Here is a 14,672-nt window from a genome sequence, read left to right on the forward strand (position 1 = left end):
GTCAGTATGCGTGTTCTGGGGGTAGTACTGGGGGTAGGGGTCGCAGCATCGAGCATCGTAGCCGCGCGTGCCCAGGTGCCCACGATCAATCCCGGCGCGATCCAGAACGACGTCGACCGGCAACGCCGCCAGTTCGAACAGCAGAGCGCGCCGCCGAAGCTGAACGGTCCCGCCGTGGTCGGCGGCCCCAGGGAAAAGTCGCCGCTGATGAAGCCGGGCGGCCCGAAATTCCGCCTGCGCAAGCTCGAGTTCGACTCATCCAAGTTCATCACGCCGGCCGAGCTCGACGAGATCGCGAAGAAATATGTCGGCAAGAATGTCGACATCGCGACGCTGTTGCAGATCGTCGCCGACATCAATGCCATCTACACCGAGCGCGGCATCGTGACCGGCATTGCGACCCTGCCTGAACAGGATCCCAAGGATGGGACCGTCAAGATCAAGCTGACCGAGGGGCGGCTGCAGAAGACGACCATCGAGGGCAACAAGCAGACGCGTACCGACTACATCCTCCAGCGCGTGCAGGAGCCGGAGGCCGAAGTCCTCGACGTTCCCAAACTCAACCGCGACGTGACCTGGTTCAACCGTACCAACGACGTCCAGATCAAGGCACTGCTCCAGCCGGGCACGAGCTTCGGCCTGACCGACCTCCAGTTTGCGGTGATCGAGCCGCCGGTCGATACCTGGCAGCTCTTCGTCGACAACCAGGGCTCCGAAAACACCGGTCGCTGGGAAGGCGGCACCTTCTACAAGCGCCACGGCCTGTTCGGCGTCGACGACCGCCTGACCTTCTACGGCGTCCGATCCGACGGCAACCTCAACGGCAACGCCGCCTACAGCGTCCCGGTCAACCCCTGGGGCGGGCGCGTCGGCGTCAGCTACACCGAAGGCAAGATCAAGATCATCCAGGGTCCGTTCGTCGCGCTCGACGTCACCGGACGGTCGAGCCAGGCTGCGGTCAATTTCAGCCAGCCGGTCTGGGTGACGCAGAACTGGCTGGTGCTGCTCAACGCCGCCGAGACCGAGGGCAAGACGGTGAGCCGCTTCTCGACTGTGGCCGTGACCGACGACCACTACGACAAGGCCACGGCCGGCGTCTCCGTGACCAATTCCGGCAACACCTATTCGATCACGGTCTCGCCCGCGGTGAACTACATCGAATGGCAAGACCATGTGCTCGGCAACAACCGCACGTTCAACACCTATACCGGCTCGCTGATCGCGACCAGCGCAGCCGGTCCCCCCAATTTCAGCGCCAACGTGCTGGCGAGCTGGCAATACACCCAGGAGAAACTGCTGCCGGGCGACCAGATCTTCACGATCGGCGGTCCCACCACCGTGCGCGGCTATCCGACCAGCGCAGCGTCGGGCGACAGCGGCTATTATTTCAATGCCGAGCTGCATTACAACTGGTCGCAATGGCTTCGCGGCTTTGACACCTACATCTTCAGCGATTGGGGCACGGTCTATTCGACAGCCCCCGGCATCACTGAAATGGCCTCCGTCGGCGTCGGCTTCTCCTGGACTTATGCGCAGTTCATGACGTTCGAAGCGAACTATGCGACGCCGTTGAAGAATGCGGTTTCGACCCAGCACCACTACGAGGCCTACGGCCGCGTCATCTTCCGCCCGTTGTTGATGTTCGAGAAGCAGCAGACTGCAACGCCCGTGGCGGCGGTTGCCGACCGAAGCAAGTCGTAACGACGGGTTGAGCTCTCTCCCTCGTCATTGCGAGGAGCGAAGCGACGAAGCAATCCAGACCATTTCTGCGGCAAGAGTTCTGGATTGCTTCGCAGCGCTCGCAATGACGGAGGATGTTGAGTGCGATCTGACTAGCGCCGCAGCGTGAACTCTTCCGCACCTCGCCGGTGTTCCCATCTCGCTCGCTCCAGCTCAGGCTGGTCGCACTCCGCCTCGGCATAGCCGATGCAGAGATAAGCGACGAATTTCCATGAGGCGGGCACGTCGAGAATGTCGTGCATGCGCGCGGGAGTCAGGATCGAGACCCAGCCGAGTCCGATCCCGGCGGCCCGCGCGGCAAGCCACATCGCGGTGATCGCGGCGACCACGGAATATTCCGTGGTCTCCGGCATGGTCGCGCGGCCGAGGCCGTGGCCGATATCGCTGGCCTTGTCGGCGAAGACCGCGAGGTGGGCAGGTGCCTGTTGGAGGCCTGAAAGCTTGAGCGTGGCATAGCGGGCGGCGCGCTCGTCGGAATAAGAGGCCAACGCATCGGCGTTGCATGCTCTGAAGTCGTCGATCACGGCGCGGCGCCGCGTCGCGTCATCGACGGTCACGAAGCGCCAGGGCTGGCTCAGGCCGACCGACGGCGACAGGCAGGCGGTCTCGATCAAGCGCTCCACGGCGCCGTCCGGCAATGGATCGGTGCGAAAGCGGCGCACGTCGCGCCGCCACACGAACAGCTCATGCAATTGGCGGCGGAAGGCGTCGTCGAACCCGACCATCAGTCACCCTCCCGCGTGAAGGAAGGCTGCGGCGACAAGCAGGATCAGGATCTCGCCTGTCTGCTCGAACGCGCCGAGGATGTCGCCGGTCTGTCCGCCGATCTGGCGGGTGGCGAGTCGCGCCAGGATCAGTCCGGCGAGCGACAGCAGGACGAGGCCGACAAGCGCCTTGGCCGGTCCGAGCGCAAGCGCAAGTATGAGCGTTCCGAGACCGAATGCGATGGCCACGCTGCGGCCCGGGGGCGAACCTGCGCGCGCGGAAAGCCCGTCGGGACGCGCGGGCGGTACCAGCGACATGAAGGCCGGCAAGCCTGCGCGGGCCGCCGCATGCGCGGAGACGAGTGCAAGCATCACGGCCCATGGATTGCCGATCGCGGCAAGTGCACTGCAGCGCAGGCCGAACGACAGGATCAGCGCGCAGACACCGTAGCTGCCGATCCGGCTGTCGCGCATGATCTCGAGCTTGCGCTCGCGCGTCCGTCCGCCGCCGAGCCCGTCCGCGGTGTCGGCCAGCCCGTCCTCGTGCAGCGCGCCGGTGATGAGGGCGGTTGCGGCGAGCGCGAGCAGGGCGGCCAAGCCTGGTGCCAGCCCCAGCTTACTTGCGAGCCCGTAAGCAAGAGCGCCCACGAAACCCACCAGCAGCCCAGCGACCGGCAGCGCCCAGGTGGCGCGCGCGATGGCGCCTTCGCCGGCTGGCTTCGCCGACGCCACCGGCACGATCGTGACGAAGGACGCCGCGATCCTGAGATCGGCTAGGACGTCTTTCAGAATGTCGGCGCTCGGCATTATTTCAATTTCATCGGCAGGCCGGCAACGACGAACTCGACCTCGCCGGCAACGGCCGCAATGGTCTGGTTCATGATCCCGGCGGCGTCGCGAAAACTGCGCGCCAGCGCGTTGTCGGGCACGATGCCGAGGCCGACCTCATTGCTGACGAAGACGACGGGGCTCTTGAAGCGGGGCAGTGCAGTGGCGAGTTCGCTCACCTCCCGCTCCCAGTCGCGCTCCGCATGCATCAGATTGGAGAGCCACAGCGTCAGGCAATCGACCAGCCGCGCGCCGCCGCCATCGGTCGAGATCAGCGTGGGCACGAGATCGAGCGGCTCCTCGCGCTCGATCCAGTCGGTTCCGCGCCGTGCGCGATGCCTGGCGATACGCTCATCCATTTCAGCATCGCGGGCCTCGGCCGTCGCGACATAGACGGGCTGCCCGGGAAAGGCACGCGTGCGGGTCTCCGCACGCTTGCTCTTGCCCGATCGCGCTCCGCCCGTGATCAAGATGACGGCCATCAAGGTCTCCTGTGGGCCTGACTAATCACCAATCGCGGCCAAAGACAAAGCCGAAATCAGCCTGGCAGGGGCTTGCGCTCGCCCTCCGCTTTGCGCAACAGGGGCAGGACAGGAGGCAGGTCGTGGGCTTTGCGGGCGCGATGGTGGTGGCCTTGGCGGTGGATGCCCTCACGGGCTGGCCGACGCCGTTGTTCGCGCGGATCGGCCACCCCGTGACCTGGCTCGGCCGGCTGATCGCTGCGATCGACATCGGCTGGAATCGCGAATCCGATTCTCCGGTCTTTCGACGCGCAGCGGGCGTCGCAGGCGCGCTTCTGGTGATTGTGCTTGCGGTCGCGCTTGGCTGGTTGCTCCAGTCGCTGCTTCCCTCGGGCTGGATCCAGATCGTGCTGGTCGGTATCCTGGCCTGGCCGCTGGTCGCTCTGCGTTCGCTCAACGATCATGTCGCTGCGGTCGCAAATCCTCTCCTGGGCGGTGACATTGCCACCGCGCGCGAGGCGGTTTCGCGCATCGTCGGCCGCGATCCCGCTGCGCTTGATGAAGCAGGCATTGCGCGCGCGGCGATCGAGAGCCTCGCCGAGAACGCGTCGGACGGCATCGTCGCACCGGTGTTCTGGGGCGCGCTATTCGGTCTGCCCGGCATTCTCGGCTACAAGGCGATCAATACGCTGGACTCCATGATCGGCCATCGCAGCGAACGGCACGAAGCCTTTGGCTGGGCGGCCGCGCGCATCGACGATGTCGCAAACTTCATTCCGGCGCGCCTCACCGGCTTTCTGTTCGTTCTGCTCGCGCGGCGGCAGTCCGAGGCGTTATCGTGCATGACGCGCGATGCGCGCCGCCATCGCTCGCCCAATGCCGGCTGGCCGGAGGCGGCGATGGCCGGCGCGCTCGGCGTGCGGCTGAGCGGTCCCCGTATCTATCATGGCAGCACGACCGCCGAGCCCTGGCTCAACGAAGGCGCGCGAGATCCGCTTGCGGCTGACATCAAAGAAGGACTGACGGTCTACCGCCGCGCCATGCTGCTGCTCGCAGGTGTGCTTGCGATCCTCGCCTTCGCGTGAAAGAACGGGGATATGCGCGAGCACGGTGGAAATCTCGATCTGGCCCAGCAGCGTTTCGGCGGGCGTGCGGAGGACTGGATCGACCTGTCGACCGGGATCAACCGGCTGCCCTATCCCGTGGGCGAGATCGCTGCGCATCATTGGCAGGCGCTGCCGTCGCGATCCGAGATCGAGGCGCTGCATCGGGCCGCCCGGCACGCCTATGGCACGGCCGCGCCTGTTGTCGCGACGGGCGGCGCGCAGGCCGTCATTCAACTGCTGCCGCAACTCGCGCCGCGTGGCCGCGCACGCATCCTCGCGCCGACCTACAACGAATATGCTCCGGTGCTGTCGGCCGCCGGATGGGAGGCCGAGGAGGCGAGGGAGCTCGACGCGCTGGTGGGCGCGAACCTCGCCATCGTCGTCAATCCCAACAATCCCGACGGGCGCCGTCATGCGCCGAAGGATCTGCTTGCGGTGCTGCCACACGTCGGTCACCTCGTCATCGACGAGAGTTTTGCCGATGCCGTTCCCGAACTCTCGCTCGCTTCGGAAGCAGGCCGGCCGGGGCTGCTGATCCTGCGCTCGTTCGGCAAGTTTTATGGCCTCGCTGGGCTGCGGCTCGGCTTCGCGATCGGTCATGCGGCCGACATCGCAAAGCTCGCGGCGGCTTCAGGTCCGTGGCCGGTCTCTGGCGCTGCGATCGCGATCGGCTGCCGCGCTTTGCGCGATGATGCCTGGGCGAGGACCACGTCGGCGCGGCTTGCGCAGGACTGCGTTCGTCTCGACGGTTTTGCGCAGTCGCAAGGCTGGCGGCTCGTCGGCGGTGCGCCGCTGTTTCGTCTCTACGAGACGCCTGACGCGCTTGGCGCGCAGGAGAAGCTGGCGCGTGCGCAGATCTGGTCCCGCGTCTTCGCGCAGAATCCGACTTGGCTGCGGCTTGGGCTTCCGGGCGCAGAGGCCGAATGGTCGCGCCTTGCCGAAATCCTAGCGCGCTAGCGCGAGCAGGCCTTGGACGTCGAGATGCTTTTCGATGTGATCGGCGAGGGCGTCGAGGGCGCTCTCGACCCTGAAGTGATAGGGGTCCTCGCCCGCGGGAATATCAAGCTTTGCAAGGAATGCCCTGCGAAACGCGTCCGACGTGAACAGGCCGTGCAGGTAGCTGCCTTGCACACGCCCGTCGCGTGACATCGCGCCTTCCGGCTCGCCATTCAGCCTCGCGAATGGGCGCACACGATCCGGGCCATCCGTGCGGCCGATGTGAATTTCATAGGCCTCGATCGGGTGTTCCGTCGCCGCATGCACCGCGGCAACACGCGTCAGCGTCTTCTCTGCACTCATCACGGTCTCCACGTCCAGCAACCCGAGGCCCGGCGTGTCGCCCGCGGGGCCCTCGATGCCATTGGGATCAGCGACGCCGCGCCCGAGCATCTGATAGCCGCCGCAGAGGCCGAGCACGTGGCCGCCACGGCGATAGTGCGCGAGCACGTCGATGTCCCAGCCCTGCGCGCGCAGGAAGGCGAGGTCGCCGCGGGTGGATTTTGAACCGGGGATGATGACGAGCCTGACGTCTCCGGGGATCGCTTGGCCAGGGCGCACCATCACGAGATCGACTGAAGGCTCGAGCTTCAGCGGATCGAGATCGTCAAAATTGGCGATCCGCGACAGCGCCAGGCAAGCGATCTTGGTCCGTCCGGGCTTTCGCGCATCACTCAGGCCCAGCGCGTCCTCGGCCGGCAGCTCGCCGGCGCGCGCGAACCAGGGCAGCACGCCAAAGCCGAGCCATTCAGTCTTCGCCTCGATCAGCTTGTAGCCGTCATCGAACAGCGTGGGATCGCCGCGGAACTTGTTGATGACAAATCCCTGGATCATCGCGGCATCGTCGGGGTCGATCACCGTCTTGATGCCGACGAGCTGGGCGATGACGCCGCCGCGATCGATATCGCCAACCAGCACCACGGGCACGTCGGCCTTGCGCGCAAATCCCATATTGGCGATGTCGGCCTTGCGCAAATTAACTTCGGCCGGGCTGCCTGCGCCTTCGACCAGCACCAGATCAGCCCGCGCCTTCAGCCGCTCAAAGCTCTCCAGCACGGCGCCCATCAGCGACGGTTTCATCGCAGCATATTCGCGCGCGCGCGCGGTCGCGATGCGCTTTCCGTGCACGATCACCTGCGCGCCGACATCGGTCTCGGGCTTGAGCAGTACCGGGTTCATGTCGGTGTGCGGCTCGACGCCGGCGGCGAGCGCCTGCAGCGCCTGGGCGCGGCCGATCTCGCCGCCATCGACGGTGACGGCCGCGTTGTTCGACATGTTCTGCGGCTTGAACGGGAGCACGCGCAGGCCGCGCCGCGTGAACGCGCGCGCAAGGCCGGCGACGATGAGCGACTTGCCCACGTCAGAGCCGGCTCCCTGGATCATCAGCGCGCGTGCCATCGAATTCAGAACTCGACGCCGGCCTGCGCCTTGATGCCGGAGCGGAACGGATGCTTCACCAGCGTCATCTCGGTGACGAGATCGGCGATCTCGATCAGCTCGTCCTTGGCGTTGCGTCCGGTGAGCACGACATGCGTCATCGGCGGCTTCGAGGTCTTCAGGAAATCGACGACCTCGGCGATGTCGAGATAGTCGTAGCGCAGTGCGATGTTGATCTCGTCGAGCACGACCATGCGCAGGCTGTCATCGAGAATCAGCTCCTTGGCTTTCTCCCAGCCGGCGCGCGCGGCCGCGATGTCGCGGGCGCGGTCCTGCGTCTCCCACGTAAAACCTTCGCCCATGGCGTGGAACTGGCAGAGCTCGCCGAAATGGCCGGTGAGCAGACGCCGCTCGCCGGTGTCCCAGGCGCCCTTGATGAACTGTACGACGGCGCAGGGGAAGCCATGGGCAACGCAGCGAACGATCATGCCGAAGGCGGAGGAAGACTTGCCCTTGCCGGCGCCGGTGTGGACGATGATGAGGCCTTTTTCGCCGCTCTTGGTCGCCATGATCTTGTCGCGGGCGACCTTGATCTTCGCCATTTTCGCGGCGTGCTTGGCGTCGGTTTCGCCGGCCGTTCGGGTATCCGGTTCAGGCGTCATCGGATGGGGTCCTTCGGCTTGACAAGAGGCGGCCGGGGGCAAATGGTGGCCCGGCGTTGGTTCCTGTCCTATGACAGGCGAAGAGGGAATGCGATAGGGTCCGAATCGGCAAGATTTGGGTCCAAAATGCAGCCGCCCCCGCGACCGTGACCGGAGAGATGCCCGAAGCCACTGATCCCCTGGGGATCGGGAAGGCGGGGATCGAAGGGGAAACCCTGCTCCGCAAGCCGGGAGACCTGCCAGCGCGGACGATTTTTGGACCGGCGGACGGGGTGTTCCGCGACGGGGAAACGGGCCTTCGCAAGAACGGTCCGTGGGCCTCTTCGCCTCCCGCTGATACTTCTGGAAGAGGCGATGAGCGTCACACTGCATGTCTGCATCACCTGCAAAGCCGGGCAGACGCTCGGCGAGGGCGAGGTCGCACCCGGCAAGCGCCTGCATGGCGCGATCCTCGAGGTCGGCGTGCCTGAAGGCGTCAATGTGGTTCCCGTCGAATGCCTGTCTGCCTGCAACCAGGGCTGCTCGGTCGCGCTCAGCGCGCCCGGCCGCTGGTCTTATGTTTATGGCCGCCTCTCGGATGCCAATGCGCAGGACGTGGTCGCGGGCGCCGCTGCCTATGCGGCTGCGCCCGACGGCCTCGTGCCTTGGCGCTGCCGGCCTGAAATCTTCCGCAAGCAATCGCTTGCCCGCATTCCCCCCATTGCCGTGTTGCCGGAGGCCGCCGAATGAACTCGCTCGCAAAAGTCCCGGTCACGGTGGTCACCGGTTTTCTCGGCTCCGGCAAGACGACGCTGATCCAGCATCTGCTCAGCAATCCCAACGGCAAGAAGCTCGCCGTGCTCGTCAACGAGTTCGGCAGCGAAGGTGTCGACGGCGAGATCCTGAAGTCCTGCGCCGACGAGAACTGTCCTGAGGAAAATATCGTCGAACTCGCCAATGGCTGCATCTGCTGCACCGTGGCCGACGATTTCATTCCGACCATGGAGAAGTTGCTGGCGCGTCCCGTGAAGCCCGATCACATCCTGATCGAGACGTCAGGCCTGGCGCTGCCAAAGCCGCTGCTGAAGGCGTTCGACTGGCCGGAGATCCGCTCGCGCATCACGGTCGACGGCGTGATCGCACTGGCCGATGCCGAGGCTGTCGCGGCCGGACGCTTTGCACCCGACCCGGAAGCAGTGGAAGCGCAGCGTGCGGCGGACGAGAGTCTCGATCACGAGACGCCGCTGTCGGAAGTGTTCGAGGACCAGATCGCCTGTGCGGATATCGTGCTGCTGACCAAGGCCGATCTCGCCGGCACCGCCGGCATCGAGGCGGCCAAGGCGGTGATCACCGCCGAGATGCCGCGCCGCGTGCCGATGCTGCCGATTACGGACGGCGCGATCGATGCGCGCGTCATCCTGGGTCTCGGTGCTGCCGCGGAGAACGATCTCGCCGCGCGTCCTTCGCACCATGACGGCGAGGAGGACCACGAACACGACGATTTTGCTTCCGTCGTGATCGATCTTCCTGAGGTGGCCGACGTCGATGCGCTGGTCGCGTCGGTGCAGAAGCTGGCGCGCGAGCAGAACGTGCTGCGTGCCAAGGGCTATATCGCGGTCGCGGGCAAGCCGATGCGGTTGCTGCTGCAAGCCGTCGGCGAGCGCGTGCGCCACCAGTTCGACAAGCCCTGGGGCGCGAGCGGCCGACAGTCAAAGCTCGTCGTCATCGGCGAGCACGGCGATATCGACGAGGCCGCGATCAAGGCGGGATTGGGAGTCTGATGCACGTCGTCTTCCGCGAGAGCCGCGGTCTCGAGGAGACCGCGACGCCAAGAGACATCGGCCAGGACCCGGCCGATCTCGTGGTGCTCTCGTACTCGGATTCCGATCTCGCGGCGTTCGCGGCGGGCTGGCGGCGGGGCCGCAACAGCCTGCCGTCGCTGCGGCTCGCCAATCTCGCGGAACTGCGCCATCCGCTCTCGGTCGACACCTACATCGAGCGAACGCTGTCGCAGGCGCGCGGCATTCTGGTGCGGCTGATCGGTGGCGAATCCTATTGGCAATATGGACTCGCAGCCCTGCAGCAACTCGCCACGGATCGTAACATCGTGCTCGCCGTGCTGCCGGCCGATGGCCGCGACGACACGCGGCTGGATGCATACTCGACCCTACCGGTCTCGACGCTGCGCCGGCTGAAAGTGCTCTGCGACACCGGCGGTCCTGTCGCCGCTCAGGCTGCGATCGCGCAACTCGCGCTGGCCTCCGGACTCTACGCTGGTCCGGTCGTCGGTGAGATGACCGTTCCGGAGATGGGCTTTTACGATCCTGCGCGTGGTGTGATCGCCGCGCCGTCGGCGGTTGAGGGCAAGCCGCTCGCGCTGGTGACGTTCTATCGCTCCTATCTCACCGCTGCGGACACCGGCCCGGTCGATGCGTTGATCGCGGCGTTGCGTGACAAGGGTTTCGACGCGTACGGCGTGTTCGTCACCTCGCTGAAGGCCGCAGGCGTTGCGGATTGGCTGCAGGCATATCTCGCGCAAAATCCTGCGGCCGCGATTGTTAACGCGACGGCATTCTCGGCGATGGGCGATGACGGTACGACGCCGTTCGATGCCGCACCGTGTCCCGTCTTTCAGGTCGCGCTGTCATCAGCGCGGCGCGAGGACTGGGCGGAGTCGCTGCGCGGCCTGTCGCCTGGCGACCTCGCGATGCATGTGGTGCTGCCCGAGGTCGACGGTCGCCTGTTCGCGGGCGTGGTGAGTTTCAAATCAGCGGCGGACCGCGATCCGGATCTGCAATTCTCGCATCTGGCGCATCAGCCGGATGCAGAGCGCGTGAATGCTATCGCGGCACGCGTTGCGGCCTGGCGATGCCTCGCGGAAAAGCCGGCGGCCGAGAAGCGGCTGGCGCTCGTGCTCTCCAACTATCCCGGCCGTCCGCACCAGATTGCGCATGCGGTTGGTCTCGATGCGTTGGCTTCGATCGAAGCTTTGGTGTCTGACCTTTCGGAGGCCGGCCTCGATGTCGCTCCGGTCCCTGCGCTCGGCGAGACGCTGCTCAAGCAGAGTTTGACCTGGAGCGTCGCAGATTACCGTGTGGCGCTCGCGCGCCTTCCGTCGTCCTTGCAGGACGATCTCGCGCGAGCCTGGGGTGCGCCGGAGACCGATCCGAGCTGCCGTGACGGCGCATTCCACTTCGCCGCGGTCCGTTGCGGCCAATCGATCGTCGCGGTTCAGCCCGAGCGCGGCGATGCGACGACGCGCGATTCTGATTACCACGATCTCGCCCGCACACCGCGCCATGCCTATGTTGCGTTCTATCTCTGGCTCCGCGATCGGGGCACCGATGCCGTCGTGCACATGGGCGCGCATGGCACGCTGGAATGGCTGCCGGGGAAATCCGTGGCGCTGTCCTCATCCTGCTGGCCGGAAACCCTGATCGGTGATCTCCCCGTCATCTATCCCTTCATCGTCAACGATCCCGGCGAAGCCGCGCAGGCCAAGCGACGGATCGGTGCCGTCACCATCGGCCATCTGCCGCCGGCGCTCGAGCAATCAACGGTACCGGAAGGCCTGCGTCGGCTCGAACGGCTGCTCGACGAATATTCGACCGCCGACGGTCTCGACCCCGCCCGCCGCCAGCGCCTCATCGCTGCGATCCGCGAAGAGGCGCGCGCAGCCGGGCTCGAAGATGATCTTGGTCTGGAAGCATCGGCTGCACCGGCAGAGGCGATCCCGCGGATCGACCGTTTCGTTTGCGATCTCAAGGAAAGTCAGTTTGGCGATGGCCTGCACGTGTTCGGTCGCGGCGCCTGCGGCGAAGCGGAGCGGGACGCGCTGCGTGCCGCGCTCGCAGGACAGCGCGTTGCGCCGGGCCCATCAGGCTCGCCCTATCGCGGGCGTCAGGACGTGCTGCCGACGGGGCGCAATCTCTTTGCCGTGGATCCTCGCGCCGTGCCGACGCCGTCGGCGCATGCGCAGGGGACAAAGCTCGCCGAAGAGCTGCTGCGTCGTCATCTGCAGGATCACGGCGATTGGCCGAAGGGGCTCGTCGTCGATCTCTGGGGCTCCGCGACCATGCGCACCGCGGGCGAGGAGTTCGCAATGGCCCTGCATCTGGCCGGCCTCGCGCCGCGCTGGGATCACGCCTCCGGCCGCGTCACCGGCTATGACATCATCGCGCCGGCTGAACTGGGCCGTCCCCGTATCGATGTGACGCTGCGCGTGTCGGGCCTGTTTCGCGATGTCTTCGCGGGCCTCGCGCAATTGTTCGAGGCCGCCTGCGAAGCGCTCGCCTCGCGTGAAGACGAGGGCGACGAAAATCCCTATCGCCACCATGTCTCGCGCGTCTTTGCGCCGCGCCCTGGGCAATATGGCGTCGGCCTCTCGGCGATCCCCGATGCCTTCACGCCCGAGACTCGCAATGCGGCCGGCGAAGCCTGGCTGTCGGCCTCGTCCTGGGCGTTCTCCGCCGATGGCGAGATCAAGCCGGATCGTGCCGGCATTGAGCAGCGGCTCACCTCCGCCGACGCCTTCGTTCACCTTCAGGATCTGCCGGAGACCGATCTGCTGCTCGCCGCCGATTATTCCGCGCATGAAGCCGGCGTTGCCGCTGCCGCGGCGCATCTCGGTGCGACCGGGCCATCGCTCTACCACCTCGACACGACGCGCCCCGACCAGCCGCAGGCACGCACGCTGACGGAAGAGATTTCGCGCGTCGTCCGCGCCCGCGCGGCCAACCCGGCCTGGATCGCGGGCATGATGCGCCACGGTTTTCGCGGAGCGGCAGAAATCACCGCGACGCTGGAACACATGGCGGCCTTCGCGCATCTTGCCGATGCCGTCCCGCCACATCTGTTCGATCTCTATTACGACGCGACGCTCGGCGACGCCAATGTCCGTGACTTCATGGCGCGCGAAAATCCGACAGCTCTTGCCGCGATGGAGACCTGCTTCACACGCCTGCACGAGGCCTCGCTCTGGCGAACGCGCCGCAATTCAATCGCGGCGGCGCTGAAGGAAGCGTCATGAGCGTGGCGTCAGTGAAGGGCTGGTGCCCCGGTGCTATCAGGCCGATGCAGTCGGGCGACGGGCTCGTGGTCCGCGTACGTCCGTTCGGCGGCCGGCTCGATGCCGCCCAGACTGCCGGCCTCGCGCATCTCGCCGACCGCCACGGCAATGGTCTGATCGATGTGACCAGCCGCGCCAATCTTCAGATCAGGGGCGTCAGCGAGACCAGCCATCGACTGCTGCTTGACGGTCTCGCGCAGCTCACGCTGCTGGACCCTGATGCCGACACCGAATCCCGGCGCAACATCCTGGTCACGCCGTTCTGGTGCGATGGCGACGAGACCCAGGCGCTCGCCGCCGAGCTGGAGGAGGCGCTGGCGGACTCTGTACTGGAGTTGCCCACGAAATTCGGCTTCGCCATCGATGACGGCAGGTCGCGCGTGCTCGCTGGCAATTCCGCCGATGTGCGGATCGAGCGTGATCTCACAGGTGGGCTGATGGTGCGCGCGGATGGCGCCAGGGTCGGCCGTAGCGTCGCGCGTGGCGAGGCCGTGACCACTGCACTCGCTTTCGCAAGCTGGTTCGTCGCGTCAGGTGGCGCCAAGAACGGGCGCGGGCGCATGGCGGCGCATCTCGAATCCGGCGCGAAATTGCCTGAGATGCTGGGCGGCGAGGCCGAGCCGGCGCCCATCATGGCCGCGGTGCGCCCCGGGCTCTATCCGCAAGGTGCCATGGTCGGCATCGCCTTCGGGCAGATATCGCATGCGACGCTCAACCAGCTGTCCGGTTGCGGGCATGCGCTGCGAATGACGCCATGGCGGATGGTGTTGAGCGAGGGCAGGCGGACGATGCCATCAGCCTCAGGCCTGATCACCGAGGCCTACGATCCGGCGTTGCGCGTCGTCGCCTGTAGCGGCGCGCCGTGCTGCGGCGAGGCCTATGCCGACACTCGCGGGCTGGCAGCTGCGCTTGCGCCGAACATCGGCGAGGCCGCACGGCTTCACGTCTCCGGCTGCGCCAAGGGCTGCGCCGATTCCGGCGCGGCCGCGATCACGCTGGTGGCGACGGCTGCGGGATTCGATCTCGTGCGCGGCGGCTCGACGCGCGACGAGCCCATTCTGCGCGGGCTCGACCGCGACGACATCGTTCGCGATCCCTCCATCCTGATGGGAGGGCATTGATGCCGCATAGTTACGAAACCGATGGTGCGGCGATCTACCGGCAATCCTTCGCGACCATCCGGGCCGAGGCCGATTTGGCGCGCTTCACGCCTGATGAGGAGCAGGTCGCGGTGCGCATGATCCATGCCGCCGGCATGGTGGGCCTCGAGGCGCATATCCGCTTCACGCCTGGCATGGCGACCGCCGCACGCGCCGCCCTGCAGAAGGGCGCGCCGATCCTGTGCGATGCGCGCATGGTGTCCGAAGGAATTACGCGCGCGAGATTGCCTGCGGCCAACGCCGTGATCTGCACGCTTGGCGGCGAAACCGTTCCGGCGCTGGCGCAGTCCATGCGCAACACGCGCTCGGCGGCTGCGCTCGAGCTGTGGCGCCCGCATCTCGACGGCGCCATCGTCGCGATCGGCAATGCGCCGACGGCGCTGTTTCATCTGCTCAACATGCTCGAGGACCGCGACTGTCCGCGGCCGGCGGCGATCATCGGCTGCCCTGTCGGTTTCGTCGGCGCGGCCGAGTCCAAGGCTGCGTTGATGGCCGATCCACCGGTGCCTGCGCTGACGGTGGAGGGCCGCCTTGGTGGTTCAGCGATCACGGTGGCCGCCGTGAATGCGCTCGCGAGCCGGAGCGAGTAGC

General features: G+C 66.4%; 13 protein-coding genes and 1 riboswitch. Of the genes, 8 read left to right on the plus strand and 5 right to left on the minus strand.

Annotation, left to right across the window (positions count from 1 at the left end; all coding sequences use genetic code 11):
* Window positions 1-6 precede the first annotated feature (6 nt).
* A complete protein-coding gene (locus JQ631_RS04655; RefSeq protein ID WP_212324405.1) occupies window positions 7-1,701 on the plus strand; it encodes a ShlB/FhaC/HecB family hemolysin secretion/activation protein in 1,695 nt (564 codons plus the stop codon).
* A 131-nt stretch (window positions 1,702-1,832) separates the two neighbouring features.
* Here the strand turns inward: JQ631_RS04655 and bluB are convergent, their stop codons facing one another.
* Genes bluB through cobU form a run of 3 tightly spaced genes read right to left on the minus strand, consistent with a single transcriptional unit; the run spans window position 1,833 to window position 3,754 of the window.
* Entirely contained in the window at window positions 1,833-2,465 is a 633-nt protein-coding gene (gene bluB, locus JQ631_RS04660; RefSeq protein WP_212324407.1) for a 5,6-dimethylbenzimidazole synthase, read from the minus strand.
* Window positions 2,466-2,468: 3 nt separating this feature from the next.
* The gene (gene cobS, locus JQ631_RS04665) at window positions 2,469-3,254 is read right to left on the minus strand and encodes an adenosylcobinamide-GDP ribazoletransferase (RefSeq protein WP_212328492.1); all 786 of its coding nucleotides are present in this window, start codon (window positions 3,252-3,254) and stop codon (window positions 2,469-2,471) included.
* Window positions 3,251-3,754: a bifunctional adenosylcobinamide kinase/adenosylcobinamide-phosphate guanylyltransferase gene (cobU, locus tag JQ631_RS04670; RefSeq protein ID WP_212324408.1), complete on the minus strand. Its 504-nt coding sequence runs from the start codon at window positions 3,752-3,754 to the stop codon at window positions 3,251-3,253. Before cobU ends, cobS begins: the two co-directional genes overlap by 4 nt.
* Before the next feature lie 122 nt (window positions 3,755-3,876).
* Here cobU and cbiB point away from each other — a divergent pair, with 122 nt between their 5' ends.
* Window positions 3,877-4,818, plus strand: coding sequence for an adenosylcobinamide-phosphate synthase CbiB (gene cbiB, locus JQ631_RS04675; RefSeq protein ID WP_349644957.1), 942 nt, complete (start codon window positions 3,877-3,879; stop codon window positions 4,816-4,818).
* Window positions 4,819-4,830: 12 nt separating this feature from the next.
* The gene (gene cobD / locus JQ631_RS04680; protein ID WP_212324410.1) at window positions 4,831-5,796 is read left to right on the plus strand and encodes a threonine-phosphate decarboxylase CobD; all 966 of its coding nucleotides are present in this window, start codon (window positions 4,831-4,833) and stop codon (window positions 5,794-5,796) included.
* Here cobD and JQ631_RS04685 read toward each other — a convergent pair.
* Entirely contained in the window at window positions 5,785-7,233 is a 1,449-nt protein-coding gene (locus JQ631_RS04685) for a cobyric acid synthase (protein ID WP_212324412.1), read from the minus strand. The genes cobD and JQ631_RS04685 overlap by 12 nt on opposite strands.
* A gap of 5 nt (window positions 7,234-7,238) precedes the next feature.
* A complete protein-coding gene (gene cobO / locus JQ631_RS04690) occupies window positions 7,239-7,874 on the minus strand; it encodes a cob(I)yrinic acid a,c-diamide adenosyltransferase (RefSeq protein WP_212324414.1) in 636 nt (211 codons plus the stop codon).
* A 40-nt stretch (window positions 7,875-7,914) separates the two neighbouring features.
* Window positions 7,915-8,132, plus strand: a riboswitch (cobalamin riboswitch).
* Window positions 8,133-8,228: 96 nt separating this feature from the next.
* Between cobO and JQ631_RS04695 the strand changes: the two genes are divergently transcribed.
* From JQ631_RS04695 to JQ631_RS04715, 5 genes are read left to right on the plus strand one after another with little or no spacing between them, the layout of a single operon-like run.
* On the plus strand, window positions 8,229-8,603 hold the full coding sequence (locus tag JQ631_RS04695) for a DUF1636 family protein (protein ID WP_212324416.1): 375 nt from the start codon (window positions 8,229-8,231) through the stop codon (window positions 8,601-8,603).
* Entirely contained in the window at window positions 8,600-9,634 is a 1,035-nt protein-coding gene (gene cobW / locus JQ631_RS04700; RefSeq protein ID WP_212324418.1) for a cobalamin biosynthesis protein CobW, read from the plus strand. Before JQ631_RS04695 ends, cobW begins: the two co-directional genes overlap by 4 nt.
* Complete coding sequence (cobN, locus tag JQ631_RS04705; RefSeq protein ID WP_212324421.1) at window positions 9,634-12,882, plus strand: cobaltochelatase subunit CobN; 3,249 nt, start codon at window positions 9,634-9,636, stop codon at window positions 12,880-12,882. The genes cobW and cobN overlap by 1 nt, the downstream gene beginning before the upstream one ends.
* Window positions 12,879-14,042 carry a precorrin-3B synthase gene (gene cobG, locus JQ631_RS04710; protein WP_212324423.1) on the plus strand — a complete coding sequence of 388 codons (1,164 nt, stop codon included), beginning with the start codon at window positions 12,879-12,881 and terminating at the stop codon, window positions 14,040-14,042. The genes cobN and cobG overlap by 4 nt, the downstream gene beginning before the upstream one ends.
* Entirely contained in the window at window positions 14,042-14,671 is a 630-nt protein-coding gene (locus JQ631_RS04715; protein ID WP_212324424.1) for a precorrin-8X methylmutase, read from the plus strand. Before cobG ends, JQ631_RS04715 begins: the two co-directional genes overlap by 1 nt.
* Window position 14,672 lies beyond the last annotated feature (1 nt).

Origin of the sequence: Bradyrhizobium manausense (assembly GCF_018131105.1) — a bacterium.
GTDB classification, from domain to species: domain Bacteria; phylum Pseudomonadota; class Alphaproteobacteria; order Rhizobiales; family Xanthobacteraceae; genus Bradyrhizobium; species Bradyrhizobium manausense_B.

Coding starts and splice junctions, on each gene's coding strand:
- JQ631_RS04655 (WP_212324405.1), top strand. CDS start 7: ATGCGTGTTCTGGGGGTAGTACTGGGGGTAGGGGTCGCAGCATCGAGC.
- bluB (WP_212324407.1), bottom strand. CDS start 2,465: ATGGTCGGGTTCGACGACGCCTTCCGCCGCCAATTGCATGAGCTGTTC.
- cobU (WP_212324408.1), bottom strand. CDS start 3,754: ATGGCCGTCATCTTGATCACGGGCGGAGCGCGATCGGGCAAGAGCAAG.
- cobD (WP_212324410.1), top strand. CDS start 4,831: ATGCGCGAGCACGGTGGAAATCTCGATCTGGCCCAGCAGCGTTTCGGC.
- JQ631_RS04685 (WP_212324412.1), bottom strand. CDS start 7,233: ATGGCACGCGCGCTGATGATCCAGGGAGCCGGCTCTGACGTGGGCAAG.
- cobO (WP_212324414.1), bottom strand. CDS start 7,874: ATGACGCCTGAACCGGATACCCGAACGGCCGGCGAAACCGACGCCAAG.
- JQ631_RS04695 (WP_212324416.1), top strand. CDS start 8,229: ATGAGCGTCACACTGCATGTCTGCATCACCTGCAAAGCCGGGCAGACG.
- cobW (WP_212324418.1), top strand. CDS start 8,600: ATGAACTCGCTCGCAAAAGTCCCGGTCACGGTGGTCACCGGTTTTCTC.
- cobN (WP_212324421.1), top strand. CDS start 9,634: ATGCACGTCGTCTTCCGCGAGAGCCGCGGTCTCGAGGAGACCGCGACG.
- cobG (WP_212324423.1), top strand. CDS start 12,879: ATGAGCGTGGCGTCAGTGAAGGGCTGGTGCCCCGGTGCTATCAGGCCG.
- JQ631_RS04715 (WP_212324424.1), top strand. CDS start 14,042: ATGCCGCATAGTTACGAAACCGATGGTGCGGCGATCTACCGGCAATCC.